General features: G+C 46.9%; 27 protein-coding genes. 3 read left to right on the plus strand and 24 right to left on the minus strand.

Going from position 1 to position 25,921, the window contains the following annotated elements:
* Positions 1-83: 83 nt before the first annotated feature.
* Complete coding sequence (locus tag KNO66_RS08860) at positions 84-2,039, minus strand: HAMP domain-containing sensor histidine kinase (RefSeq protein WP_214742078.1); 1,956 nt, start codon at positions 2,037-2,039, stop codon at positions 84-86.
* A gap of 187 nt (positions 2,040-2,226) precedes the next feature.
* On the opposite strand from KNO66_RS08860, the gene KNO66_RS08865 reads away from it, so the two are divergent.
* Positions 2,227-4,008 carry a sensor histidine kinase gene (locus KNO66_RS08865; RefSeq protein WP_214742079.1) on the plus strand — a complete coding sequence of 594 codons (1,782 nt, stop codon included), beginning with the start codon at positions 2,227-2,229 and terminating at the stop codon, positions 4,006-4,008.
* Positions 3,989-4,768 carry a response regulator gene (locus KNO66_RS08870; RefSeq protein WP_214742080.1) on the plus strand — a complete coding sequence of 260 codons (780 nt, stop codon included), beginning with the start codon at positions 3,989-3,991 and terminating at the stop codon, positions 4,766-4,768. Before KNO66_RS08865 ends, KNO66_RS08870 begins: the two co-directional genes overlap by 20 nt.
* A 62-nt stretch (positions 4,769-4,830) precedes the next feature.
* Here the strand turns inward: KNO66_RS08870 and KNO66_RS08875 are convergent, their stop codons facing one another.
* The gene (locus KNO66_RS08875) at positions 4,831-5,592 is read right to left on the minus strand and encodes an SDR family oxidoreductase (RefSeq protein WP_196431267.1); all 762 of its coding nucleotides are present in this window, start codon (positions 5,590-5,592) and stop codon (positions 4,831-4,833) included.
* 220 nt (positions 5,593-5,812) lie between these two features.
* Here KNO66_RS08875 and KNO66_RS08880 point away from each other — a divergent pair, with 220 nt between their 5' ends.
* Complete coding sequence (locus KNO66_RS08880; protein ID WP_251127327.1) at positions 5,813-6,184, plus strand: VOC family protein; 372 nt, start codon at positions 5,813-5,815, stop codon at positions 6,182-6,184.
* A 45-nt stretch (positions 6,185-6,229) separates the two neighbouring features.
* Here KNO66_RS08880 and mreB read toward each other — a convergent pair whose 3' ends face one another.
* The 22 genes from mreB to glyA all read right to left on the minus strand — a co-directional run bounded on the left by mreB (position 6,230) and on the right by glyA (position 25,832).
* Positions 6,230-7,216: a rod shape-determining protein gene (gene mreB / locus KNO66_RS08885; protein WP_214742081.1), complete on the minus strand. Its 987-nt coding sequence runs from the start codon at positions 7,214-7,216 to the stop codon at positions 6,230-6,232.
* A gap of 81 nt (positions 7,217-7,297) precedes the next feature.
* Positions 7,298-8,599: a UDP-N-acetylglucosamine 1-carboxyvinyltransferase gene (gene murA, locus KNO66_RS08890; protein ID WP_012727351.1), complete on the minus strand. Its 1,302-nt coding sequence runs from the start codon at positions 8,597-8,599 to the stop codon at positions 7,298-7,300.
* Positions 8,600-8,842: 243 nt separating this feature from the next.
* The gene (locus KNO66_RS08895) at positions 8,843-9,061 is read right to left on the minus strand and encodes a DUF1146 family protein (RefSeq protein WP_214742082.1); all 219 of its coding nucleotides are present in this window, start codon (positions 9,059-9,061) and stop codon (positions 8,843-8,845) included.
* 200 nt (positions 9,062-9,261) lie between these two features.
* Positions 9,262-10,452 (minus strand): EAL and HDOD domain-containing protein, encoded by a 1,191-nt coding sequence (locus tag KNO66_RS08900; RefSeq protein ID WP_214742083.1) that lies wholly within the window; start codon positions 10,450-10,452, stop codon positions 9,262-9,264.
* A gap of 152 nt (positions 10,453-10,604) precedes the next feature.
* Entirely contained in the window at positions 10,605-11,015 is a 411-nt protein-coding gene (locus KNO66_RS08905; RefSeq protein WP_214742084.1) for a F0F1 ATP synthase subunit epsilon, read from the minus strand.
* Positions 11,016-11,043: 28 nt separating this feature from the next.
* Entirely contained in the window at positions 11,044-12,462 is a 1,419-nt protein-coding gene (gene atpD, locus KNO66_RS08910; RefSeq protein WP_285800718.1) for a F0F1 ATP synthase subunit beta, read from the minus strand.
* A 35-nt stretch (positions 12,463-12,497) separates the two neighbouring features.
* A complete protein-coding gene (gene atpG / locus KNO66_RS08915; protein ID WP_214742085.1) occupies positions 12,498-13,355 on the minus strand; it encodes an ATP synthase F1 subunit gamma in 858 nt (285 codons plus the stop codon).
* A 36-nt stretch (positions 13,356-13,391) separates the two neighbouring features.
* Entirely contained in the window at positions 13,392-14,900 is a 1,509-nt protein-coding gene (gene atpA / locus KNO66_RS08920) for a F0F1 ATP synthase subunit alpha (RefSeq protein WP_214742086.1), read from the minus strand.
* Positions 14,901-14,918: 18 nt separating this feature from the next.
* Entirely contained in the window at positions 14,919-15,452 is a 534-nt protein-coding gene (locus tag KNO66_RS08925; protein WP_214742087.1) for a F0F1 ATP synthase subunit delta, read from the minus strand.
* Positions 15,452-15,979, minus strand: coding sequence for a F0F1 ATP synthase subunit B (atpF, locus tag KNO66_RS08930; protein WP_214742088.1), 528 nt, complete (start codon positions 15,977-15,979; stop codon positions 15,452-15,454). Before atpF ends, KNO66_RS08925 begins: the two co-directional genes overlap by 1 nt.
* Positions 15,980-16,050: 71 nt before the next feature.
* Entirely contained in the window at positions 16,051-16,272 is a 222-nt protein-coding gene (atpE, locus tag KNO66_RS08935; protein ID WP_214742089.1) for a F0F1 ATP synthase subunit C, read from the minus strand.
* Positions 16,273-16,338: 66 nt separating this feature from the next.
* Positions 16,339-17,076, minus strand: a complete 738-nt coding sequence (gene atpB / locus KNO66_RS08940) for a F0F1 ATP synthase subunit A (protein ID WP_214742090.1) — start codon at positions 17,074-17,076, stop codon at positions 16,339-16,341.
* Complete coding sequence (locus tag KNO66_RS08945) at positions 17,076-17,486, minus strand: ATP synthase subunit I (RefSeq protein ID WP_214742091.1); 411 nt, start codon at positions 17,484-17,486, stop codon at positions 17,076-17,078. The genes atpB and KNO66_RS08945 overlap by 1 nt, the downstream gene beginning before the upstream one ends.
* Entirely contained in the window at positions 17,483-17,710 is a 228-nt protein-coding gene (locus KNO66_RS08950) for a hypothetical protein (protein ID WP_214742092.1), read from the minus strand. The genes KNO66_RS08945 and KNO66_RS08950 overlap by 4 nt, the downstream gene beginning before the upstream one ends.
* Before the next feature lie 661 nt (positions 17,711-18,371).
* Entirely contained in the window at positions 18,372-19,001 is a 630-nt protein-coding gene (upp, locus tag KNO66_RS08955) for a uracil phosphoribosyltransferase (RefSeq protein WP_012727364.1), read from the minus strand.
* Positions 19,002-19,100: 99 nt separating this feature from the next.
* Positions 19,101-20,315, minus strand: coding sequence for a hypothetical protein (locus KNO66_RS08960; protein WP_214742093.1), 1,215 nt, complete (start codon positions 20,313-20,315; stop codon positions 19,101-19,103).
* A gap of 177 nt (positions 20,316-20,492) precedes the next feature.
* Positions 20,493-21,176: a hypothetical protein gene (locus KNO66_RS08965; RefSeq protein WP_214742094.1), complete on the minus strand. Its 684-nt coding sequence runs from the start codon at positions 21,174-21,176 to the stop codon at positions 20,493-20,495.
* 108 nt (positions 21,177-21,284) lie between these two features.
* Positions 21,285-22,520, minus strand: coding sequence for a HAMP domain-containing sensor histidine kinase (locus KNO66_RS08970; protein WP_214742095.1), 1,236 nt, complete (start codon positions 22,518-22,520; stop codon positions 21,285-21,287).
* A gap of 3 nt (positions 22,521-22,523) precedes the next feature.
* Positions 22,524-23,201, minus strand: a complete 678-nt coding sequence (locus tag KNO66_RS08975) for a response regulator transcription factor (RefSeq protein WP_214742096.1) — start codon at positions 23,199-23,201, stop codon at positions 22,524-22,526.
* A gap of 65 nt (positions 23,202-23,266) precedes the next feature.
* Positions 23,267-23,515 carry a hypothetical protein gene (locus KNO66_RS08980; protein ID WP_214742097.1) on the minus strand — a complete coding sequence of 83 codons (249 nt, stop codon included), beginning with the start codon at positions 23,513-23,515 and terminating at the stop codon, positions 23,267-23,269.
* 99 nt (positions 23,516-23,614) lie between these two features.
* Positions 23,615-24,574 carry a hypothetical protein gene (locus KNO66_RS08985; RefSeq protein WP_214742098.1) on the minus strand — a complete coding sequence of 320 codons (960 nt, stop codon included), beginning with the start codon at positions 24,572-24,574 and terminating at the stop codon, positions 23,615-23,617.
* A gap of 4 nt (positions 24,575-24,578) precedes the next feature.
* Positions 24,579-25,832, minus strand: a complete 1,254-nt coding sequence (gene glyA / locus KNO66_RS08990) for a serine hydroxymethyltransferase (protein ID WP_214742099.1) — start codon at positions 25,830-25,832, stop codon at positions 24,579-24,581.
* Between the last annotated feature and the right edge of the window lie 89 nt (positions 25,833-25,921).

Consider the following 25,921-nt stretch of genomic DNA (forward strand, 5'->3'; position numbering starts at 1 on the left):
CATCCTGTAACATGATTCACTCTCTATATCGTACCAAACGAGCGTGACATTCACCGTTTTTTCAAAAAAAGTTCATCCCAAAATTAGGATGAACTTTCTTCGTTGACATGATCGACCATCGGTAACTCGACAATCATCGTCGTTCCTTCTCCAAGTTGAGATTGAACAGAGATGGTACCACCGTGCAATTGAACGATTTCTTTACAGATCGCTAATCCTAATCCGGTTCCACCGATGCGTTTACTTTCTTCCGAGGCCGAACGATAAAACTTATCAAAGATTCGCGTCGCATCTTCTTCCGAAAGACCTAACCCTTCGTCCGTGATTCCGACTCGAATCGAATCACCTTCACACGTGACATCGACCGTCACATTCCCACCGTTTGGTGAATATTTGATGGCATTGTTCAGGATATTTGAGAAGACTTGACGCAATTGGGCCGGATCTCCTGCGACGAATAGCGATTCGTCACAATCAAAATGGAAGAAATGATGTTCCGTCGACCCTGCATGAATCTCTAGCAAGTCAGATAGTAAATCATACAAACTCTCCACTTTAAATTCCGGTGCTCCCATCCCTGCCTCCATTTTTTGAACATCTAACAAATCACTGACAAGGCGCTCGAGACGTTTCGTCTCACTCGCAATCATGTCTAAATAGCGTTCTCGTTTCGCGTTCTCCAATTGACGGCTTTTGAGTAGTTCTGAAAAACCGAGAATCGAGGTAAGAGGCGTCCGCAGTTCATGAGATACTGTCGCCACAAGTTCTGTTTTCATCCGATTGATTTCTGTTTCCTGGGTAATATCTCGTGACACGAAGATGACACCTGCGCGTTCATTTTGAAGATCAATCGGTTCTGCATACATTCGAATCGTTTTCTGACCATCCTGCATCGTATACGTGAATGTTTCGTCGAACATGCCTTCTTCTTTGGCACGCTTCGTGAACTGATTTAGTCCCTCTTTGTCGTCAATCTGATCCATGAACATCGGGTAATACATCGCAATCGGGTATAGACTGCTCCGTTCAGTTGTTGGAATCGGATGTTCATATAAGTCAAAGAGCGCACTGTTACCAAAACGTTCATTCGTCTTGAGTTCCGTGTAGACGATAGAGTCACGCATCGTATGCAAAATTCGGGCGGTCTTCTCACGTTCGAGATCTACTTGATCTTGTTGATTCCGAAGTGAAGTTGCCATCTCGTTAAATGCTTTGGATAATTGCCCGACTTCATTTTTTAACGGTTTGATTGGAATGAGCGTTGCGCTAGGGTTACTCGCAAGCCGCTCACTGTTCATCATGAGTGTCTGTAATTGATTTGTCAGTCTTAGGATATAAGGCTGTAATCCCACAAACAGCAAGAAGAGTGCCCCGAGTAGGATCAACAACCACATCCACTGGGCCTTCACTAACTGTTTCGAGAGCGCATCGCGTAATTCACTCTCCTGAAAATCAAGATTTTGTCGGTAGTCAGTAAAGACCGATTCCATATCGACGATGCTCGCACTCATATCCGCCGCACTACTTGAATTTAGTTTGAATCGCGTCTGTGTGGACGTTTCATTTTTCGGCATGAATTGTCCGACGGTACGCATCTGTAGAAAAGATTCATCAATCTCTCCCGCTTGTTTTGCAATCACGTATTGTTCAAGAGCCGGCATGACACGGGTCGTGTATATCGAGAAGAGAAGTCTCGCATCTTTTGCGAACTGTGTCTCGTCTTCGTTGCTGGCTTGTGTTTCAAACCAGGTCGTCTGTTCATCAATGTTCGTTTGAGCTGCTCGTACTTCTTCTAATAGAGCACTTTCTCCCAGCAGGACGTGCCCTCGTAATTCATATTGCATCGATTGCCACGTTTCAAACAAGTCTGTCGCCCGTGCACGTTGCTCACTGATTCGTTCTAATTGGACGGTCGTCTCTTGAATCGACTGTTGGGTATAAAAATAGGTCCCAACCGAGGTAAACGTCACTAAAGCAATCAATATATAAAAAATCGTCAAGACTTGTCGACTAATTCGTTGCTCAATCCAACGTTTCATGGAATGCCTTCTTCCTTCACTCTTAGAATGCCTCACCTCGTACGGTGAATGACTTTTTCTGTTCAAACAAAAAAAGTTCGGGTACGATGATGAGACGGAGAGTCACTTCAAAAAATCCATTCACCTAATAGGAAGAATAACGTAAGGACCTCACAAGAAACTCACAAAGATTGAAGGGAATGTGCACATGACGCGTAATCGAATGACGTTTATCTTCATCCTAGTGATGTTGATTGCCGTCAGTCTCACTTTATTAATTCGACATCAGTCGATTAACCCAATCGCTACCGTGAATAAGGGCGAAGCTTCTCTTCTCTCCTCTTCTGTCGACGAAGAGATTTTGCGACTGGACGGCTCATGGCGGTATGAGTCAGGAATTGTTAACCAAGTTGATCGCCGCTCGTATCGAACCATTCCATTTACAACGCCTTATCGGGCATCCACATATGAACTCGACCTCACGTTACCAACCGGAACGTATGCCTTACTCATCCCAAAATCACTATCCTCCTCGACGATTTTGATCGATGGGGAGGCTGTCGAAACGACCCAAATCGGAAACAATCGTCTCATCGAACAGCCGTCTCTACTTTTGCTCGATGATGAGACAAAACAATTCCGACTGACGATTCAACATGAACGACAGGCAGGGAATTCCGCACCTATCGAAGAAAGTATATTGGTCGGACCGTTACATGCCATCATCACCACTCAAAATGCTTATGCTGGCTACGAATTTTTCATGTTGCTCATTTCACTATTGATTGCCATGTTCTATGCCATCGTGTATCTCTTTCACCGAAATGAACGTTTGTACGGTTTCGGGACAGCCTTCTTTTTATTGACGAGTCTTTCCATCATGTCTCGAGACGGCATGTGGATCTCCGGCAGTGACAAGTTGACGTTAAGTTCAGCATTACTGAGCATCATCATGTTGATTGAATTTTCGAGATGTTTGGAACGTGTATCATTTGACCGGTTTTTAGCCATTTCGAGATATCCGCTGTACGGATTGACTGGTTTAGCTATCCTCTTGCCTTCTTCCGTTTACGAAGTGTTCGAATATTTCGTATGGATGATCGTTTTATTTATCACGTTCTTCTGGGTCGGTTTGAACATCGGATGGCTCCTTGAAAAGTACAGAACAGGCAATCCGCTAGAATTATTAACTTTCACGCTCGCCCAGCTCGTCGGGTATATCGGAATTATGACGTCGACGTTCATCGTGTCGCCTAATCAGCAGCTATACGCCAATACGTTTACCATCATTTATTTTCTATTGATGTTTTTACTTCTACCGATTCACTTATCTACGGACAAAAAGAAGAAGCAACAAGTCGAAGCACTGGCCTCTCAGCATGAGATGTCCTTCTTCAATGCTCAAATCAAACCTCACTTCCTATACAATACGTTCGGAAATGTGATTGCACTCTGTTATACGTCTCCACCTGATGCGGCTCGTCTACTCAGTCACTTGAGCACTTACGTCCGCTTCATTTTTGAAAATGGTCGAACGGAAAACGAGATTTCCATTCGACAAGAGGTGGATATGATTGACTCGTATCTCGCCATTGAACAGACGCGGTTTCGCGATTCGTTCGAGGTTGTCAAAGAAATTGATGAATCTCTTTTAGACTGTTCCATCCCACCGTTATTGATTCAGCCACTCGTTGAGAATGCCGTTCGACATGGACTCTACCGACACCCTGGACAAAAGCGGCTCATCCTTTCCATTCAAGAACAGGCTGGAATGATTGTGATTCGTGTTCAAGATACAGGAAGTGGATTTGACCCTAACGTATCAAACGAAACATCTGGGATTGGGCTTTGCAATATTAAAAGTCGAATCGAACACCTTCATGGTGCAACGTTTGACTTAACTTCTACTTTAAAAAAAGGCACGATCATTCACCTGCGTTTACCAAAACAAGAAAGGACGAATCACATCAATGCGTACGATTTTAATTGAAGATGAACATCATCTCTTAGGAATGATGGAGCGAATTGTAAAAGAGGAGCCTTCTCTTGAGTGGGTAGGCTCGTTCCAAAGCCCAACTAAAGCCCTTACATTTATTCAGGAGCACCCGGTCGACCTCGTCTTTTTAGATATCGAGATGCCTGAAATGACCGGGCTCGAATTGGCGACCTATTTGCCGGAACGGACGCAAGTCGTCTTCACGACCGCCCATCAGCAGTATGCCGTCGAAGCGTTCAATTTGCATGCCACGCATTACTTGTTGAAGCCCATCACAGAGCAGATGATTCATAACGTCATTCCGCGTATCATCCAGCGCTATGAGGCGATTCAACAAAAGAATCTCAATCAATCTTGTCGCATACAATTTCTAGATCGTTTTTCGGTACGAACACAAGATGGAAATCTTGTGAAGTGGCCAACACAAAAAACAGAGGAGTTATTTGCCTACTTAGTTTTTCATCGTAAGCAGGTCATTAATAAGTGGGTGCTTGCCGAAACCCTTTACCCGGACATCGATGAACCACAACGCGCCTTACACAACGTATACAACACGATTTATCGATTGAAAAAGACGTTAGCTGAACATAACCTCGATATAACTGTTAATACAATAAATAATGGCTATTCTATCGAGCTTGGTGACTCCTGTGTGTGTGACTATTATGAATGGCTCGATGCGAAAGACGCTTCCGTTTCGAAGACCGAAATCAAAAATCGTTTATTTGTTGATAAAGATTATACATGGCATTGAAAAAGGCATCTCACTTCAACGGTGAGATGCCTTCTTCTTGTTGTATCATCGAACGTTCTCTATTACCGCCCAGTAAACCCTCCGTCAACGTGAAGATGTTGGCCATTCACCCATGCGCCGTCTGGGCCCATCAAGAAAGCGACGAAGCGAGCCGTATCTTCAGGCGTCCCCATTCGCTTGTAAGGAAATAATGGTAGCAAGTGTTCGCGAAGTTCGTCATTGATCCAACCCGTATCCGTCGGTCCCGGATCGAACGCATTCACCGAAATGCCGTATTCTCCTAATCCATTCGCCAACGCAGGTGTGATGGCAATCAATGCACCTTTCGTTGCGATGTAGGCCAGGTTATTCGCATCCGGTCCCCCCGATACGAAGAACAGGATTCGCCCATCTTGATGTCCCGCTTGTTTATAGCGCTCAATAAACGCAAAGGTGAGTCCGAGTGTCCCTTCGTTATTCACCAGGTAATGTTTTCTCAATACGTCGGTCGTAAAGTTCTCGACGTTGACATGTCGCTCATAGGTCGCGTTATGGATTAGCCTGCTCGGTATACCAAGTTTAGCTTCCATTCGATCAAGTAATCCGACCTCGTCTCCTGAAGCCAAATCGTATGCCTCATGCTCGACACGGGTCCCTTCTTCAGTCAGTTCTTGAACCAATCGTTCGATGAAGCCAATTTCTTCCCCGATTCCTTCTTTAGCGTCAAACGGACTCCAGTGCGTCAAGTACAAGTCATGTCCTTCAGAAGCAAGTTTTCGCGCAATCGCAGCACCGATGCCTTGATTGCGACTGACGCCAGTAATGAGTGTAAGTGGTTTGTTCATGATGTCCTCCGATTCTATTTGTTTGTCCTGTTTAGTTTATTAATGAATCGGTGCCATCATGATTCCCCTTCCCTTGATTATTGCTTTCATAATATCTCACTCTCCTCAGAATAAATCCATTTCATAAGCTGTTTTCAATTATAATAGAGATAGTTTTTTTACTTGCTTCTGTACATATCACCTTTCCATAAACTACTACAGATTAAAAGGAGTGATTCGAATGAACTTGATTCAAGGCATTGGACAAATCTACATTCCCGTCAAAGAGTTAGATCGAGCTATCACATTCTATCAAAACATCCTGGAACTGCCTCTTCTTTTCCAAGCGGGAACGCTCGCGTTTTTCAATTGCGGTGGCATCCGCCTCATGTTATCTCCTCCTGAAAACGAAGAATTCGCAACATCGAGTCCCATTCTTTACTTGAGTGTTGAATCCATCGATGATGCTTATACTCAGTTGAAAAATGTAGGGGTGTCTTTCATGGATCAGCCTCATCTCGTCGCCAAAATGGACACAACAGAAACGTGGATGAGCTTCTTTCGAGATTCAGAGCATAATCTTCTTGCGCTACTATGCGAAAAGACAACCTAACGTCTGAAACAAAACAAGCGACCGCTCGCGCGGTCGCTTGTTTGTTTATTTCAATCGATCTAAGTTTTCGAGCATGATTCCCGTTCCGTGCGCGACACTGAGTGTTGGCTCCTCAGCCATCATGACCGGCAACATGACGCGTTCTGCGACAAGTTGGTCAAGACCGTGAAGGAGTGCCCCCCCACCTGTCATGATGATGCCGCGGTCGATGATATCCGCTGCGAGTTCCGGAGGTGTCTGTTCGAGGACACGCTTCGCTGCTTCTACGATTTCATTGGCTGATTCCGCCATCGCTTCACGAAGCTCTTCTGATGTGATGGTCACCGTACGTGGCAATCCACGTACCATGTCACGTCCACGAATGTCCATCGATTCGTTCCGTCCTCCTGGGAAGACCGTTGCGATTTCTTTCTTGATTTGTTCTGCCGTACGTTCTCCGATGATGAGCTTGTGCTTCTCTTTGATGGCACGAAGGATATCCGTATCGAAACGATCCCCTGCAATCTTGATTGTCTCACCGCAGACGATGTCACCCATCGACAGGATGGCGACGTCTGTCGTCCCACCACCGATGTCGATGATCATATGACCGACCGGCTTCCAAATATCCATGCCTGAACCGACAGCTGCCGCTTTCGGTTCGACGGCGAGGAAGACTTCCTTCGCTCCTGCTTTTTCAGCAGCCTCACGAATAGCTTTTGCTTCGACCGGCGTCACGTTCGCAGGGGTACAAATCAACATGCGAATGCCACCGAAGAAGCCACGGACTTGGATTTTCTCGATGAAGTGACGGAGCATTTCCTCTGTTGTGGCGAAATCGGCGATGACTCCGTCGCGGAGAGGACGGATCGCCACGATATCCCCAGGTGTACGACCAACCATCTCATACGCTTCTGAACCGACTGCTAGTACTTTCCCTGTAGAGCGTTTCATGGCAACGACTGAAGGTTCGTCTAAGACGATTCCTTTCCCTTTGACGTGAATGACAACGTTCGCTGTCCCTAAATCAATCCCGATATCTTTTGAAAACATGATGTATAGGTTCCTCCGTTCGATTCTTCATTGAAAAGAGCGAGAAGAGTCTCTCCTCGCCCTCTCATTCGTACTCGTTTCTTAGTTCTGAACCATTTCTTCAGCAACTTCGACAGTTCCTTCAATACGCTCGATGTCTGCACCGAGTGCTTGAAGTTTCTTGTGGAAGTCAACGTATCCACGGTCGATATGATATAAATCTCCAACGCGTGTCTCTTCTTCCGCGATGAGACCTGCTAGAATAAGTGCTGCTCCAGCACGAAGGTCCGTTGCGACAACTTCCGCTCCCTGGAGGCGTACGCCACCTTTGACGATTGCCGAGCGTCCTTCAATCTTAATGTCCGCGTTCATACGGCGGAACTCTTCCACGTGCATGAAGCGATTCTCAAACACTGTTTCCGTGATGACAGATGTGCCGCCCGCTTTCAAGACGAGTGCCATCATTTGTGACTGCATGTCTGTCGGGAATCCTGGGTGTGGCATCGTCTTCACATCAACCGGCTTCAATTCGTCTGGTGCCGTGACACGCATACCTTCTGCCGTATCCTCGAAGTGGACACCCATTTCTTCCATTTTTGAAATCAATGGACGAAGGTGCTCACGTTCTGCACCGATGACTTCGATGTCACTACCTGTGATGGCACCTGCGACGAGGAACGTACCTGCTTCGATGCGGTCAGGAATGATCGAGTGTTCTGCACCGCGAAGTGTTTCGACACCTTCGATGCGGATTGTTTCTGTACCTGCACCGCGAACGTGTGCGCCCATTCCGTTTAAGAAGTTCGCAAGGTCGACAATCTCAGGTTCTTTTGCAACGTTCTCGATGATAGTCGTACCCTCTGCAAGCACAGCTGCCATCATGATGTTCTCTGTCGCACCAACAGATGGGAAGTCCAAGTAGATTTTAGCGCCTTGGAGACGGCCTTCTACAGAAGCTTCCACGAATCCGTTTCCGATGACCGTTTTCGCACCCATCGCTTCGAATCCTTTTAAGTGGAGGTCAATCGGACGTGAGCCGATTGAGCATCCGCCTGGCATCGCTACACGAGCGTGACCGAGACGGGCAAGAAGAGGTCCCATGACGAGGATTGAAGCACGCATCTTCCGCACATATTCAAGCGGTGCTTCATCTTTGATGTCGCCCGACGCATCGACAGTTACTTCATTCTTTTCTTCATTGAACGATACCTCTGCACCGAGGTGACGAAGTACTTTGTTAATCGTGTACACGTCAGCAAGACGTGGTACGTTTTGTAAGATTGACTTTCCTTCGCTAGCTAATAGAGTGGCAACCAATGTTTTGAGTACGGCGTTTTTTGCTCCCTCAACGCGCACAGTACCTGACAGTTTACGTCCTCCACGGACTACAATCAAATCCTTCATATCTCTCTTTGTCCTCCAACTTCATTGTTTTTTTATATAGTGCGTCGATATCCGATTCCGGATGTGATGATGTCGATTATTTGAATGGTTTGTAAAACGTGATGGTGTTTCATTCATCAATCAATCTGAATAATAAATAAGTGCAAACTGAATGAAAAAACATCATGTCAGACGAATTTATCCTACATGATAATCATATAGGAGTCGTTACAGCAGGATTACAGTTTGTTAAATATTCTGCGACTACTGTATAGGTGCGAGCGCCTGCGCCAGTCGGATATACTCCAAAAAGAACTGGGCAATCAGCGAACCGAAGACAACCGCGACGAGAACGCGCAAGACAGCAGCCTGCGGACTCCTCACTTGATTGAGCAACTTGTCCCATTTGACGGGTAAGAGTGCCCACCAAGCGACGTAAATCGCTATGACATAAATCGCTAGCGAAAATACGGTATTGATCATCGACGATTCCCCTCTTTTCTAAAATTCGTACCATTTTTAATCATATCATGTCATGTTAGAGAAAAAAAGACTTAGGGTCTTAAGCTTCGAGCGGTTTGAACCATTCGATCAACTCACTTTCTCTACAAGCACACCAAAAGGGACGTCATCAGCAGTAATGCCTTACTACAGTAATTGACGTCCCTCACATATTTCAAACATTATTCAATCGATTCGTCAAGGCTACGAGACCAGCGAATCGCTTCGACGTAATATTGAGACCAATCAGAATCTGTGTTATGAAGTGGAATCGTCAACTTTTCGTAGGCGATGACATCCTCTAAAAGCTTTCGCAAACCATTCTGTTCACCGAGTAACGCCGCCTTAACAGGAGGTGCCACCGGAAGCTCCGCAATCAACGTCTGCATCGCCTCATCGAGAATGACGTCGAGTGATGAGAAGATTCCTGTGATAAATGCATCAAACGGTAATACATCTGTCAATGTATCTTCCGCAATCAATTCCATCATTTTGCCACGGATGACACTCTGCTTGATGAGTTCTTTCGATTCAGACGTCTGCATCTCCCGTAGAAGCATCAAATAGGACCATCGTTTCAACTCATCTAACCCAATACGTGCGACGGCCTGTTCAATGGACTGAATCGTTCCTCGCCCTTTTTGATACACCGTATTGACCGAGCGAAGCATTTTATACGATAAGTCGACACTTCTCTCAATCTGAGCCGAAATGCGCCGGAAACTTGGTTCTGGGCGATCGAGCTCCTTCAATACTTCGATGAGCGTATGACGCAACGGGTGAACTTCTGCTCCGTGTACGACAATCGGGCGACTAAAGAAATATCCTTGGAACATTTTATACCCTAGTCGTTTCGCAATCTCGTACTCTGCCGGAGTTTCAATTTTCTCTGCTAGAAATTCGACCCGATGGCCAAGCGCATCAATTAGTTTTTGTTGCTGATCCACTGGAGTCGCTTGATAATCGATTTTAATGATGTCGGCGAGTCCGATCAATGGTCGGTATTTCTCTTCAAAAACGAAATCATCCAATGCGATGGTATAACCTTGACGCCTTAACGAACGGAGGGACTGCAAGACTTTTTCTGTCGGCTCAACGTGTTCAAGCACTTCGACGACGAGTGATTGACGAGGAAGTAGTGATGGGACTTCTCCTTCAATCAACGTCTGAGGAAAGTTGATGAACGCACGCGTCCCCTCTGTCAATTCCCGAAAATTGAACACAAGGTAAGCGTTATGAATGACGTCAGCCGTCGCTAACGAATCATCCACATTCTCAAAGATATTATTTTCGCTGCGGCGATATAACAATTCGTAGCCGCAAACGCGTAATTGTTGGTCAAAAATTGGTTGTCGCGCAACGTAAACTTTCATTCCTCAATCTCCTTTACGGTAGTTCCCACCTTTATTATCGGCTTTCCTTTCAATATTTTTTACTAGTCCAACTATTTAGGGGCGCGACCAAAGACCTATCTTTCATGAGAACAACAAAAAACTCCCACACCAAAGTGTAGGAGTTGACTTACTTAATCGTTCATCTCGCGAATGCTCAAGCGGTTGATTGCTTTTTTGAGCGCAAGTTCTGCACGACGGAATTCGAGTTCTGAGAGCTTTGTGTCTTGGAGACGGCGCTCGGCCCGAACTTTCGCCGCAGAAGCGCGGTCATAGTCAATCTTGTCCGCCATTTCGGCTGTTTCAGCTAAGATCGTCACCGTGTCGGGACGAACTTCCATGAAACCGCCACTGATTGCGATCAGCGTGCGTCCACCATCTTCGTGGCGCAGTTTGAGGACTGAGACATCCAGTGGTGTTACCATCGGTACGTGTTTCGGTAAAATCCCGACTTCACCTGCGACCGAGCGTGCAATCACCATGCGTGCCTCACCTTCGAAGGCTGCACCATCCGGGGTGACGACGTTGACGTGAAGTGTATTCATCGTCTAGTTTCCCCCTTCCGCGTAGGTCTTAGACCAACGTCTTCGCTTTTTCGATGACGTCTTCGATTGGACCGACAAGACGGAATGCATCTTCTGGAAGATCATCGTGTTTACCATCGAGGATCTCTTTGAAGCCGCGTACAGTCTCTTTGACCGGTACATACGAACCTTTTTGACCAGTGAACTGCTCGGCCACGTGGAAGTTTTGCGACAAGAAGAACTGAATACGACGCGCACGGTGTACCGTGAGTTTGTCGTCTTCTGATAATTCATCCATTCCGAGGATTGCGATGATATCTTGGAGTTCTTTGTAGCGTTGTAGTGTTTGTTGAACGTCACGCGCAACAGCATAATGCTCTTCGCCTACGATTTCAGGAGAAAGGGCACGTGATGTTGAAGCGAGTGGGTCAACGGCTGGGTAAATCCCCATCTCAGAGAGACGACGCTCAAGGTTAGTCGTTGCATCAAGGTGAGCGAACGTTGTTGCTGGAGCCGGGTCAGTATAGTCATCGGCTGGTACATAAACCGCTTGAATCGATGTAACCGATCCTTTTGCAGTCGATGTGATTCGCTCTTGAAGCATACCCATTTCAGTCGCAAGCGTTGGTTGGTAACCTACCGCTGATGGCATACGCCCGAGAAGGGCCGATACCTCAGAACCTGCTTGTGTGAAACGGAAGATGTTATCAACGAAGAGAAGAACGTCTTGTCCTTGCTCATCACGGAAGTATTCTGCCATTGTCAAACCAGTCAAGGCAACACGAAGACGTGCACCCGGTGGCTCGTTCATCTGACCGAATACCATTGCTGTTTGTTTAATAACGCCTGAGTCCGTCATCTCGTGGAACAAGTCATTTCCTTCACGCGTACGCTCACCGACTCCTGCGAATACAGAAATCCCGCTGTGCTCTTGCGCGATGTTGTTAATGAGTTCCTGGATGAGGACGGTTTTCCCTACACCGGCACCACCGAAGAGGCCGATTTTACCACCTTTGATGTATGGTGCGAGAAGGTCGACGACTTTAATCCCTGTTTCAAGGATTTCAACTTTCGTTGAAAGCTCGTCGAATGTTGGTGCTTGACGGTGGATTGGTGACCGAAGCACGTCTGCCGCCACTTCTTTATCATCGATTGGGTTACCGAGTACGTTGAAGACGCGTCCTAATGTCGCTTCTCCGACCGGTACTGAAATCGGTGATCCTAAATCAATTACTTCCATGCCGCGGCGAACGCCGTCGGTTGAGTCCATCGCAATCGTACGGACCGTATCATCGCCAAGGTGAACAGCTACCTCGAGCGTCAAGTCAACACTGACATCTTCCGATGAAGTCGCAACGTGTGTGACTTTAAGGGCGTTATAGATGTTTGGTAAGTGGTTTTCGAACTTAACGTCGATAACTGGGCCCATGACTGCGACTACGTGGCCTTTCATGCCGTATTCGTTCATCGTGTTAGCCTCCTACAATCTAGAGGGCGTGCGCCTTATTCAAGCGCCGCCGCACCTCCGACAATCTCTGTAATTTCTTGTGTGATCGCTGCTTGACGCGCGCGGTTGAATTTGAGCTTGAGTCCGCGAATGAGTTCATCCGCATTATCTGTCGCATTCGACATTGCCGTCATCCGAGCTGCATGCTCCGATACTTTCGCATCGAGTAACGCACCATAGATGAGTCCTTCCGCATAACGCGGAAGAAGCGCCGCTAAGATCGTGTCTTCTTCTGGTTCGTATTCGTACACCACATTAGATGCAGATAATTCGATATTCCCGAGCGGGAGCAATTGTTGAATCTTCACTTCTTGGCTGATGACCGAGATGAATGAGTTGTAGCAGAGCTTCAATTCATCAATCTCGCCTTCGCTGAAAGCACCGACCGTCTGTTTAACGATTTCTGATACTTCCACGAAAGATGGTTGGTCGTTCAATCCTGTCATCGCGCTATACACCGGAATGTTGCGTGATTTAAAGAACTGAACACCGACTTTCCCGATGACATAGAGACGATACTCATCTGTCGAGTTATGGTTTGCCTTGAGTTCACGATAGACGTCACGAAGGACACTAGCGTTATACCCACCGGCAAGACCACGGTCTGACGTGATGACGATATAGCCTGTTCGTTTAACGGGACGAACTTGAAGCATCGGGTGCGTCGCACCTGACGTACCGCCGGCAATCGACGAGACGACTTCTTGCAACTTGTTCATGTACGGTTTGAAGTTGGCGTTGTTGCCTTGGGCACGGTTCAACTTCGATGCCGACACCATGTTCATCGCTTTCGTGATTTGCTTCGTGCTTTGGGTCGAGGTGATCCGCATCTGGATCTCACGTAATGATGCCATTTCGATTCACCACCTTAATAGACGCTCGTCACCGGATTAAACCGATGGCGAGAACGTCTTTTTGAATTCCGTAATTGCATCGATCATCGCCTCGTCTGAAGGAAGGTTTCCTGTCTGACGGATTTCGCGGCAAAGATCTGCACGGTTTTGGTCGAGCCATGCGTTCATTTCTTTTTCGAAACGACGTACGTCTTCGACTGGGATGTCATCGAGATGACCTTTCGTGAGTGCGTAGATGATGATGACTTGCTTGTCTACAGAAAGTGGTGCGTTCAAGTCTTGTTTCAAGACTTCAACTGTGCGCTGACCACGGTTCAACTTCGCTTGCGTCGCTTTATCAAGGTCTGACCCGAACTGAGCGAACGCTTCGAGCTCACGGTATGATGCGAGGTCAAGACGAAGTGTACCAGCAACTTTCTTCATCGCTTTTACTTGTGCCGAACCACCTACACGCGATACCGAGAGACCGGCGTTGATCGCTGGGCGTACCCCAGAGAAGAAGAGGTCCGACTGAAGGAAGATCTGACCATCCGTGATCGAGATAACGTTTGTCGGGATGTATGCTGAGATATCCGATGCTTGTGTCTCGATGAACGGAAGTGCAGTCAATGAACCACCACCGAGTTCGTCATTCAACTTCGCTGCACGCTCAAGAAGGCGTGAGTGGAGGTAGAAGACATCCCCTGGATAGGCTTCGCGGCCTGGAGGACGGCGGAGAAGGAGCGAGAGCTCACGGTAAGCTGCCGCTTGTTTCGATAAATCATCATAAACAACGAGGACGTGTTGCCCACGGTCCATGAAGTATTCACCCATCGATACACCCGCGAATGGTGCGAGGTAAAGAAGTGGTGCCGGTTGTGAAGCCGATGCCGAAACAACGATTGTATAGTCGAGCGCGCCGTTTTGACGAAGCGTTTCAACTACGCCACGGACAGTCGATTCTTTCTGACCGATCGCAACGTAAATACAAATCATGTTCTCTTCTTTTTGGTTGATGATCGTATCGATCGCAACCGATGTTTTACCTGTTTGACGGTCACCGATGATCAACTCACGCTGACCACGACCGATTGGAACGAGGGCGTCAATCGCCTTAATTCCTGTTTGAAGTGGTTCGTGAACCGATTTACGAGCCATAACACCGTAAGCTTTACGCTCGATCGGGTTATAGTTGTCAGTCACGATTGGTCCAAGACCATCGATTGGTTGTCCGAGTGGGTTGACGACACGTCCGAGGAGTGCCTCACCGACTGGAACTTCCATGATGCGACCTGTACGTTTGACAGCGTCGCCTTCTTTGATGCCTTTGTAATCGCCAAGGATGATAATCCCGACGTTACCTTCTTCTAAGTTTTGCGCCAAGCCCATTACGCCGTTCGAGAACTCTACGAGTTCCCCCGCCATAACGTTATCGAGACCGTGTGCACGAGCGATTCCGTCACCTACTTGAATGACAGTACCTGTCTCACTGACTTCGAGGTCTGAACCGTACGAAGCGATTCGCTCTTTTAGCAGGGCGCTAATTTCTTCAGCTTTGATTGTCATTGAATTCACCCCTATTTCTTACGCATTCAACAATTCACGCTCAAGGCGTGTCAATTTCGTTTCGATTGTATCATCGTACGTCGTGTATCCGACTTGGACACGAAGTCCACCGATGACTTTTTCATCGACGACGTTTTTCAACTGGAGCGTCTTACCTAACTTCTCTCCGAAGACGAGTTCGACGTCTTTTAAGTCTGATTCTGATAATGGGTAAGCACTCGTGACAATACCCTCTGCGATTCCACGGAAGTCGTTGATGTACTCAAGGACAAAGTGTGGGAGCGCCCGTACTTCTTCAGCACGATCGTTTTCGACCATCACAAGCAACGTATTCAATACGATTGCCGTCATATCACCAAAGCTATCTTTTAACAGCTGTGCAAGCTCGCTGTCGCTGAATGATGGATTCGTCAATACGTTCATCAATTCAGGCGTCGCGTGGAGCACTTCATCGAGCAGGCGCACTTCCGCTTCGACTTGGTCGAGCATCTCTTGTTCGCGCGCTAAGTCGAAGAGCGCTTTGGCATAACGTTTTGCTAATGATCCGTTCATTAGTTAGCGCCTTTCGCCTTAGACAAGAAGTCTGTGACGAGGGCACGTTGTTTCGCTTCGTCGCCTTTAAGGTCAGACTGAAGGACGTGGCGTGCTGCCGAAATCGCTTGTGTGACGACTTCAGTTTGAAGCGCTTGTTTCGCAAGTTCACGTTCGCGATCAATCGCTTTTTCTGCCTCGACTTTAATTTGTTCTGCTTCCATGCGCGCCTGCTCCACCAAGCGTGCCTGTTCAGCTTCTGCTTGTCGACGACTTGAATCGAGCATTTCTTTCGATTCAACACGTGCTGCACTAAGTGCTTCACGTTGTTCAACGACATATGTTTCCGCATCTTTGCGGCTCTTTTCAGCGAGCTCAATTTCATTCGCTACATACTCTTCACGCTGTCTCATCATTCCAAGGAGTGGTCCCCAAGCAAATTTCTTCAACAGGGCCAAGAGTACGAGGAATGTGACAAGTGTAAAGATCATATCTAGGACGCGAAGGCCTTCATGACCTGCTTCCGCTGCAATCATCATCGTATCCATGCATACCCTCCTCTTGACTAAATAAGTGAGGGAGACATGCTCCCTCTTAAGTTGTTCTCGTTAACTCGGAATCAAGAGTTGAGGAGAAGGAAACCGACAGCCACACCGATGATCGGGAGGGCTTCAACCAAACCGATACCGATGAACATTGTTTGACGAAGTTCGTTTTTGAGTTCTGGTTGACGTGCTTGTCCTTGAACTGTACCACCTACGATAAGACCGTTACCGATACCAGCACCAAGTGCTCCAAGTCCGATTACGAGTGCTGTTGCAATAAGATTGAGTTGTTCCATTTTGTAAGTTCCTCCTAGAGAAAATATAAGTAGTTATTGTCTTCACGCTGTTTGTCACTTGCTTGATCAATGCTCAACAGTTGCCTTGTGCCCAATGTACAACATGGCAAGTGTTAGGAAAATATACGACTGGATTAACCCGATAAAGATCGAGAATCCTTGCCATAGCACCATCGGGAAGATTGCAAATACTGCCCCAAGTGGGTTTAATGTACTTTCTGCAGTAATCGCAAGTCCTAAGATGATTGTAATCATGATTTCACCGGCAAAAATGTTACCGTATAGACGCAAACCGAGCGTCAACGTGTTCGCAAACTCTTCAATCAATTTGATTGGGAGCATGAACCATACCGGCTTCACATACTCGAGTGAGTAATGCTTGAATCCTACAAGCTTGATTCCATAATAGTGAGACATTGTAACGACGAGTGTCGACAAGGCCAACGTGACATATGGATCTGCTGTCGGTGAGTTATACCATAACGTATGTCCGCTAATTAGCGTAAATGGTAATCCCATCAAGTTTGAAATCAAAATAAACAGGGTGAGTGTCATACCGAATGCAATAAATCGTCCTCCGGTCTTCCAATCCATTGAACTTGAAATGATGTCACGGACAAACTCCGCAAACCATTCGAAGAAGTTTTGCAATCCCGTTGGTTTAATTGCAAGCGCTCGAGTACCAATCACCGCGAATAAGAAGACTAAAACTGCCGCAATCAACACAGTCAGAATGTTTGTCCAACTGCCATAAAGCGTATAGCCCCCAAGTTCTAAAGAATAGGTGGGTAACCCATGATTCATTAATATTCACCTCTTTTCCTGCTGAGCTGGGCAAGTGCAAACTCGCCAATTTGTATAATGTGGCCGGCGATTAGACCAGTTACCACCGCAATCAAGGATACCCGGTCGTCATAGAATAGACCGACTATCACTGCCAACACACCGACTGCCATTCTTGAAACAGTCCCATGTGATTTCGGGCGTCTGCCCGTTTCAATAACGTCATACATTCGAACAACCGATCGATTTTGCATATGTAAAATGATCAGACTTGCCACTCCACCGATAAAAAGGCCTAAACAAACGGATTCATATCGAGGAATCGCATAGGATACGGCTAACAAAAGAGTAAACCAAACCGAAAACCCTATCGTATAACGCTTCATCAATCTCTTTTGTGCATGTACATTTGCCTGCACCTGATTATTCATTCGTTCTCTCCTGTCAATAAACTCCGAAGAATGAGTACGAGCGCGATGAGTCCGAACAACATCCCCAGAAACACCGACGCATTCAAACCAAATGTTCCCCAAAACTCTCGTCTGACGCCATATTGTCCGACGAAATAACCAATGACGATCGGTCCTGCCAGTGCGGTTGAAAGTTGAGAGGCAATCGAGGCGTAGGATAGGTAACGATTGTCTTTTTTCACCATCCTCGACCTCCTTTTACACAATCAAACTTAGATTCTCTTTCATCAATTCACACTCGCGTGACCGCCAAAAGTCACACAAGTTCAGAGTAACGGAAATGGTATAAGAAGTCAATGGATTTCACAATTATAAAAGCGCTTTAAATCAAGTCATATCAATAGTTTTCCGCACTTCATAAACTAAACGTTTAAAGCACTTTTTAAAGAAAGTGTGAAGAAACGTTGAAATAAAAATGTTGACTTTATAACATTTCACAAAAGGAATCAGATGAAGAATAGTTCAGTTATACCTCCACGTTTTGGAAATTTCAATCCGTAAACGTTTACGTTCACAAAGAGTTACGAAACGGTCGTTGACTACTTTTTGAAATCGTTTTCAACGTCCTGTATCAGTATACCGAGGATGTTTTTGACATGTCGAGCGATTTCGCCCATTTTTTTGTGAGTAATCTCATTCGTTGAATTAGCGGAATGATTGCTCGTCACTCTCCCGTATATTCTTTGTCTGATAGTTAAATAAGAAGAAACTAAGAAATGAACACTTTTATTCGATGCTTCACCTTTCTTTTTTTGTGTCTATTTTGTGACCGAATTGAATGATTAAAATTTCACCTGATCCCCATAAAAAAACGGGAATCGCTCAGGCGATTCCCATGGATCAAACTTACTTCGTACCAAACAAACGGTCACCCGCGTCCCCAAGTCCAGGAACGATATAACCGTGATCATTTAATTTTTCATCGAGTGCCGCAAGATAAATCTCCACATCCGGATGTTCTGCTTGCACACGCTCTACGCCTTCTGGTGCTGCACAAAGACATGCCAATTTGATTGACTTCGCGCCATGCTTTTTGAGTGAGGCGATGGCATCAACAGCCGAACCACCTGTCGCGAGCATTGGGTCTACGACGATAAAATCACGTTCTGTGACATCTGTCGGAAGTTTCAAATAGTATTCGTGTGGCTCAAGCGTTTCCGGGTCACGATAGAGACCGATATGACCGACTTTTACGTTCGGCATCATTTTGAGGAACCCATCCACCATACCAAGTCCTGCACGTAAAATAGGGACGATTCCCAATTTCTTGCCGGCAATCATCTTTTGAGTGGAAACAGAGACCGGTGTCTCGATTTCTACGTCTGTTAGTGGTAGGCTGCGCGTGATTTCGTATGCCATAAGTGAAGATACTTCGTCGACGAGTTCACGGAACTGCTTCGTCCCCGTCTCTACTTTACGCATAATCGTCATTTTGTGCTGAATCAAAGGATGGTCATAAACATGTACTTTTCCCATCTTGCTTCACTCCTCTCTCATTCTCTCTCGAGCATTGTACCCTAACTCAGTTGAGAAGGGTAGAGCCAACTTCTTTTTTCATAAAGGTCAGACGCCATTTTATGGTTGGTTGATTTGAAAATAATCGGTTGTCGGAAGTTCATACGTTTTAGATGACTGTTGGTCCACTACATAGAGTTCCGTCTCTGTCTTCCATACATCAAAGGATTGTTCGGTCAATTCTTCATATAGATGTAAGACTCCGATTTTGACAGCTGTAGATGCTTTCTCATGAGGTTGAATATGAGATAAGGCATCAAACAGCTCTTGTGTCTTTGGACCGTCTAACCATACGGTATCTTGGTTCGACTCAAAAACGGCAAGGCGTGTTTCCCCATCGGCTGGACGCGAAGACATCTTATTCAGGGCCGGCCGGCGAACGTGCCCCCAAATCTCAAGGACGGTTCCGTATGTTTTCGATAGGGTTAGTGACGATTGGTTAGCCACGTCTTCTACAATCGGTTGATCGGATAAGATAATCCGTTTCATCAGTTTACGGTGTTCCCCTTCAAGAGAAAGCGCCTCCTCTTTCGGATCAACTTTCATGTACGATGCCTCAAACATATTGGGAAGCACGAGTTGTTTCAGGGATGGCGCATCCCCGATTTGAAGGGTGAGCCGATCATCGGCTCGGCTCGTCAAAAACACATACCCTTCATTTTCCCCACTCTTAAACGGAAATAACTTCGGTTCAATGATTGGATCGAGTGTACGTCCATCCCGTACTGTCTCGAACGTTACAAAGATTGCTCCTGTATCGGGTGTCGTGTAGTGAAAAGCAGAATCCTCCACAATTTCTTCGTGTCCATCATTCAAGTTGAACGTCTTCGCAAGTTGATTGAGATCACTGACTTGATCGAACTCAATCGTTGAGGCGATCTCCGATTCCTCGAATCGCTCTTCGTCAAGAGTTTCAAACTCTTGAATTGATTCTACAGCGAACGTCCGCTCCATCAATTGACTGCTGTTCGCACAGGTGATATACCGTTCGTCCCCCGCAGCAAAATATTTCACAGTTTTAGACCCGAGGACTTCATATAGTGGGTGACGGAATGTGACTTCTGCCACTTTCGCTCTCTTTGTCGGCAAGACATCGGTTGGACGACGCTCGCAATATGTAAGCAATTGTTTTTTCGTCTGTTCTGTTAATGCTATCTCAGGATCTTGCTCGACTCGATAGGAAGACAATGGACGTAACTCAATCGCGTTCATCGTCTCGGTACCACATCCACTCAACAAGATACAACTGAGCAAGATTCCCCAATACGACCGCATTGATGTCCCTCCTCATTCCCAATTCGGTGAAAACCACCTAAATTTTTCTTGTATATCATAACATATAACCTATTTTTGTGATGATTTCAGAATTATTACGTTTCTGATGAATTCTTTCGCATAGTCGACGCTACAAAAAAGAGCCGATCGATAGATCCGCTCTTTCAAGTATCCGTATTAATCTTTTTCGTATTCATTTTCAGATTCAGATGAGTCGTCTTGTGAAGAATCGTCATTCTCATATTGATCGTCCTGTGATTCACGGTCCACTTCAATGACCGCCCCATCTCGATTCAGTTCAAGTTTGACGAGATCTCCGACTCGTGGTGTATCCTCATCAATTTCCGAACGTGCCGCTAAAGAATAGGTGTTGTCCTTTCCATCGATGTTGATTGTGACATCTTGATTCGTCAATTTCACGAGTGTCCCGTAAATATAAGAATCTTTGTCTCCGCTCTCACGGTCTACTTCCTTCACTTCATCGTTTTGATTCAATTCAAGTTTGACCCGATCTCCCACTTGCGGTGTATCCTCATCAATTTCATGAGTCGCTGCTAAACGATACGTCGATTCTTTTCCATTGAAACTGATGGTCACATCTTCTTTCGATAACTGAACGAGTGTCCCATATAGTTCATAGTCGTCCCCACTCTCGACTCGCGATGCGTCATCTGGTGTGTTACTCGAGTCATCCGATGAAGCGGAGTCGTCCGGGTTGTCCGTTGATTGATCATCACTCGCTTGATTCATTGCTTGTGGCACGATGACTGTGTCCGTCTGATTTCCACTTACATAAAATCCAATTCCTACAATCGCCATGACAGCTAGTAAAGCTCCGATGATCCAGCCGATACGTCTCATGGTCATTTCCTCCTTATGATGTGTTCTTCTTATTTGCATCATAAGCCTCTCGAGTGAGAGTCCATTTAAGGTTTCATTAGAAGTTGATGAGAAAGTGCGAAACATTCATCATCGAGTCAGATAAAACACACTACCGTCCGGATCATTCGATTCACTTCCAATCGTCCACTCATTCAAGTCCGCCACTTCTTTCGCAATTGCGAGACCGAGACCGCTCCCGCTTCGATCACGGGCTTCATCCAATCGATAAAATCGGTCGAACAAACGATTCCTCACGTCCTTTGGAAGGATTGGTCCACGATCGCGCACCTCAATCCGATCACTCTTCAAATGAAGGCTCGTCTCCTTCGCATACTTCAAACTATTGTCTAACAAGATGACAAGAATGCGCTGTAACGACTCACGATGACCATACCAGTTGCCTGTGGCTTCAACGAATAGATGGACACCGTACGACCGTAAAAAGCGTTCTGCTAGTGATTCCCCAAGTTCAGCTAAATCGATGTCTTCTCGTTCTACCTGCTCGAGTGCAGTGAATCGACTCAATTCAAGCATCGGTTCAATCAAGTCACTTCTCATTTGACGTGACTCCGTCAAAATATGGTCAATCGCTTCTGTTCGCACACTCTCATCCTCTTGTCCCCAGCGCTGCAATAATTTCGCATAGCCCTCGATGACCGTCAATGGCGTCTTCAGTTCATGTGAAACATCGGCAACAAAACGGCGCTGTTGTTCCATCGTTCCTTCGACCCGCTCAATCATATGATTAAATCCATTCGAAAGGGTCGTCACTTCATCTTGTCGGTCATCTACTTCAATCGTCTCTAACTTCCCGGACTCCGTGATTCGCTCCATCGTTTCAGTCAATCTGCGTAAAGGTGACAGACCTTGACGTAAAATCCACCACGTTCCGAGAAACGTCATTAGAACGGCAAGGAAGAACATGACGAGAAAAATGGTCGCGAGCGCTTGAATCGTATTGCTCACGTCTTGATCTTGAAAGCCAAATGCCAGGCCATCCGTCGTCGCGACCACAAACCAGTCATCGATCAGAGCAGGCTCACCGTAATTGATGGGAAACGTCGTTCCGTCGGGCACTTCTCCCCCGATGATTCCCCATTCTCCATTATCTTGACGTTCTAACACGACACTGTCCTCATGAAGTGACAATACCGCATCGCTGTTTCGGACATCTTCTTCCAAGAGATTTAACGCCTGCAGTAACACGTCAAAACGTGAATCGACAATCTCCTGCCTAGCGACGAACCACGTCACACCGAAGGAGACGAGGAGAAGCAACAACATGAACCCCGTCATCGCCCATGCGATTTTTGTTCGTAACATCGGTCACTCACCACGCTTCAACATATAACCGACACCACGAACCGTTTGAATCCAAGAACCGGTCAGTTTTTTTCGTACGTACCGGACATAGACGTCCACGACGTTCGTATCCCCATAATAGTCAAATCCCCAAACGTGTTCGACGAGTTGGTCTCGCGTCAACACACGTTCAGGGTGTTCTAAAAAGAAAACCAACAAGTCAAATTCACGTCGAGTCAAGTCGACTTTATTTCCATCGCAATATACTTCATGACGATTCACGTCAACGGTTAATGTGTCATACGTCAATACCTGTTCGGAATGGTCCTGGTGAACGAGCTGACGCATACGTAAAAATGCCCGAATCCGAGCGAGCACCTCTTCGATTTCAAATGGTTTGGTGATGTAATCATCTGCCCCAAGATCGAGTCCGCTCACTTTGTCATAACGATCGCCACGAGCCGTCACCATCAGAACCGGTAACAACGGCCGTTCTTCTTTCAGACGACGTACCACTTCGAGTCCACTCATTTGAGGCAACATCACATCAAGCAAGACGAGATCGACATCATCTACGAGAGCTCGCTCCAAACCGACACGCCCATCCATCGCCACAACGACGGCATACCCGGCGTGCTTCAATTCCAATTCCAGTAATCGCGCAATCTTCGAATCATCTTCTACGACGAGAATCGTCTGCATCCTGCTCACTCCTTTGAAAAAACGTCGAGCGACTCGCTCGACGTATTGTTATTCAATTCCCGAAATCAATCCGCAAAAAACAGACGAACTCCTTCTGGAATAGCGGATTCAACTTGTCTTTCGAGACTGTCTTCCCACTCATCCCAACTCGCGTCCACTCGCTCCAATTGCCGTTCGATGTCCAGCGCCGCTAACGATAGTTGCGACAAGCTGGATTGACCGGTTGAAGTGAAAAAGAAGAATCCGGCAAGTCCGATTCCCATCAGTCCAATCGCCAAAAGAAAAGTTCCAATCGATTTCAATATACGTTTCATCGACACATCCCTCCTACTCGCATCATACGATGTAAATAAGAGAATATAAGGTGGACTTCATTAGAGTTCCATGAGAAAAGGCACTGCTCACGCAGCGCCTCATTCTTCTTCAAGCACGGATTTGGCAATCGGTGCCCAATACGTCCCTTCCATCTCGGAAACGGTCGTCAACGTCTCACGATAAGCCGGATCATTCGCTTTTTTCTCGGCAATCCCTTTCATCCAAAGGACATCCGCTTTGTAACCGGACTCTGGATACGACTCGATATAAGCCGCATAATCCGCGATTTCTGCTTTTTCTAACTTGTTATCGACGAGAAGTCGATAAAATCCGACAGCCTGCTCTTGACCAGCTTTTGCTTTCCCGTCTAACAACTGATCAGCTCGCTCATATTTCTTGTCTTGAACGAGTGCTTCTACCTCGGTCAGCGGTACAACATCTGTTGATGTGTCCTGTGCCTCTTCCGTTGCTTCCTTCGGTTTTTGTTCGTCCGACTCTTGAAGCTTCTCATTCTCTTCTTCGAGCCGAGCGACTTCTGCCTCGAGTTCTTCAAGGCGCTCCGCGAGTGCTTCTTCTTCCGTCACCGTCTCGACAACAGTTTGATCCGATTCGTTCGGCGTCACGACTGGTACGACTGGCGGTTCGGTATCTGGCCAAAACACGAGCGCTCCAGCCGCGAGACCAACGACGAGCGGAAGCCCGAGCCATTTCTTGTCGAACTTGAACGCCTGTCGCCATTCGGCTAAATCCGCATGTTGGATGACAGCTGACGAGAACGAACGAAAGCGGCGCTTGGCCGCTTTTCTTCCGTTCGCCTTTACTTCTAGCGCAAGACCTAGTCGATGGAAAGCAGCCGGCACTTTCATCCCGAGAAGCGGCACGATGCGTTCGCTCGCCTCTTCATAATAGCCGTGGTCGAGGAGCGTCGTGATGACACCGAATTCACTGGCGACAAGACGGAAAGACGGATCGTATTCCCCTTTACGAGCCAACCATTCCGTCATATCGAATAAGGGAAGTTCGGATAGCTCTCGTTCTGCTAGTGTCCGAATATCCATTGACTCAGCCTCGTTCAGGGTAAAGCGGGAACTTCGCCGTTAACGTTTGCACGTCTTGAAGGGCTTCTGCGAGTACCGCTTCGTCTTCATGTTGTTTGAGCACACGTCCGATCAGACGTGCCACTTCTTTCATATCCGTTTCTTTAAAACCACGAGTCGTCATCGCAGCCGTACCGAGACGGATTCCGCTCGTGACAAATGGTGATGCCGGGTCGAACGGGATCGTGTTTTTATTGACCGTGATCCCTGCAGCATCGAGCGCGTGCTCGGCCGCTTTCCCTGTGATATCGATGCCACGAAGATCGACGAGTAAGAGGTGGTTGTCCGTTCCGCCCGATACGATGCGGAGTCCCTCTTCTTCAAGACCTTTCGCAAGCGCCTGCGCATTCGCAATCACTTGACGCTGGTAATCTTTGAATTCAGGTTGAAGTGCCTCACCGAACGCGACCGCTTTCGCTGCGATGACGTGCATGAGAGGGCCACCTTGAATCCCTGGGAAAATCGACTTGTCAATCGCTTTGGCGAACTCTTCTTTACAAAGAATCATTCCACCACGTGGTCCACGAAGCGTCTTATGCGTCGTCGTCGTGACGAAATGTGCATGCTCGACTGGGTTCGGGTGAAGTCCTGCTGCCACAAGTCCAGCGATGTGCGCCATATCTACCATGAGGTAAGCATCGACACTGTCCGCAATCTCACGGAACTTCGCGAAGTCGATCGTGCGCGGGTATGCTGACGCTCCAGCGACGATCAATTTCGGCTTATGTTCTTTCGCAAGTGCCGCGACGACGTCGTAGTCGATGTGTTCTGTCTCTTTGTCTACACCGTATTCGACGAAGTTATATTGCACACCTGAGAAGTTGACCGGACTACCGTGCGTCAAGTGACCACCATGAGACAGGTTCATCCCGAGAACCGTATCTCCTGCTTCAAGCACCGTGAAATAGACCGCCATGTTTGCTTGTGCACCCGAGTGTGGTTGTACGTTCGCATGTTCTGCACCGAACAACTCTTTCGCACGGTCACGCGCCAAGTTTTCAGCGACGTCGACAAACTCACAGCCACCATAATAACGGCGTCCTGGATATCCTTCGGCATATTTGTTTGTCAATACGCCTCCTTGCGCTTCCATGACCGCTTCTGAAACAAAGTTTTCTGAAGCGATGAGTTCGATGTTGTCGCGCTGACGACCGAGCTCGTGTTGCATTGCCTCAAACAATTCTGCATCCTGCACTTTCAACTTCGTCGTGTTTACCATGTGAAGACCCCCTCTAAATGTCTAAAAATCAACACCCCCATCGTACCACACGCTTGTTTTTTTGGGTATCGCTATAATCTGACGAAAAG

This window comes from Exiguobacterium sp. s48, assembly GCF_018617395.1.
Classification (GTDB): Bacteria; Bacillota; Bacilli; order Exiguobacteriales; family Exiguobacteriaceae; genus Exiguobacterium.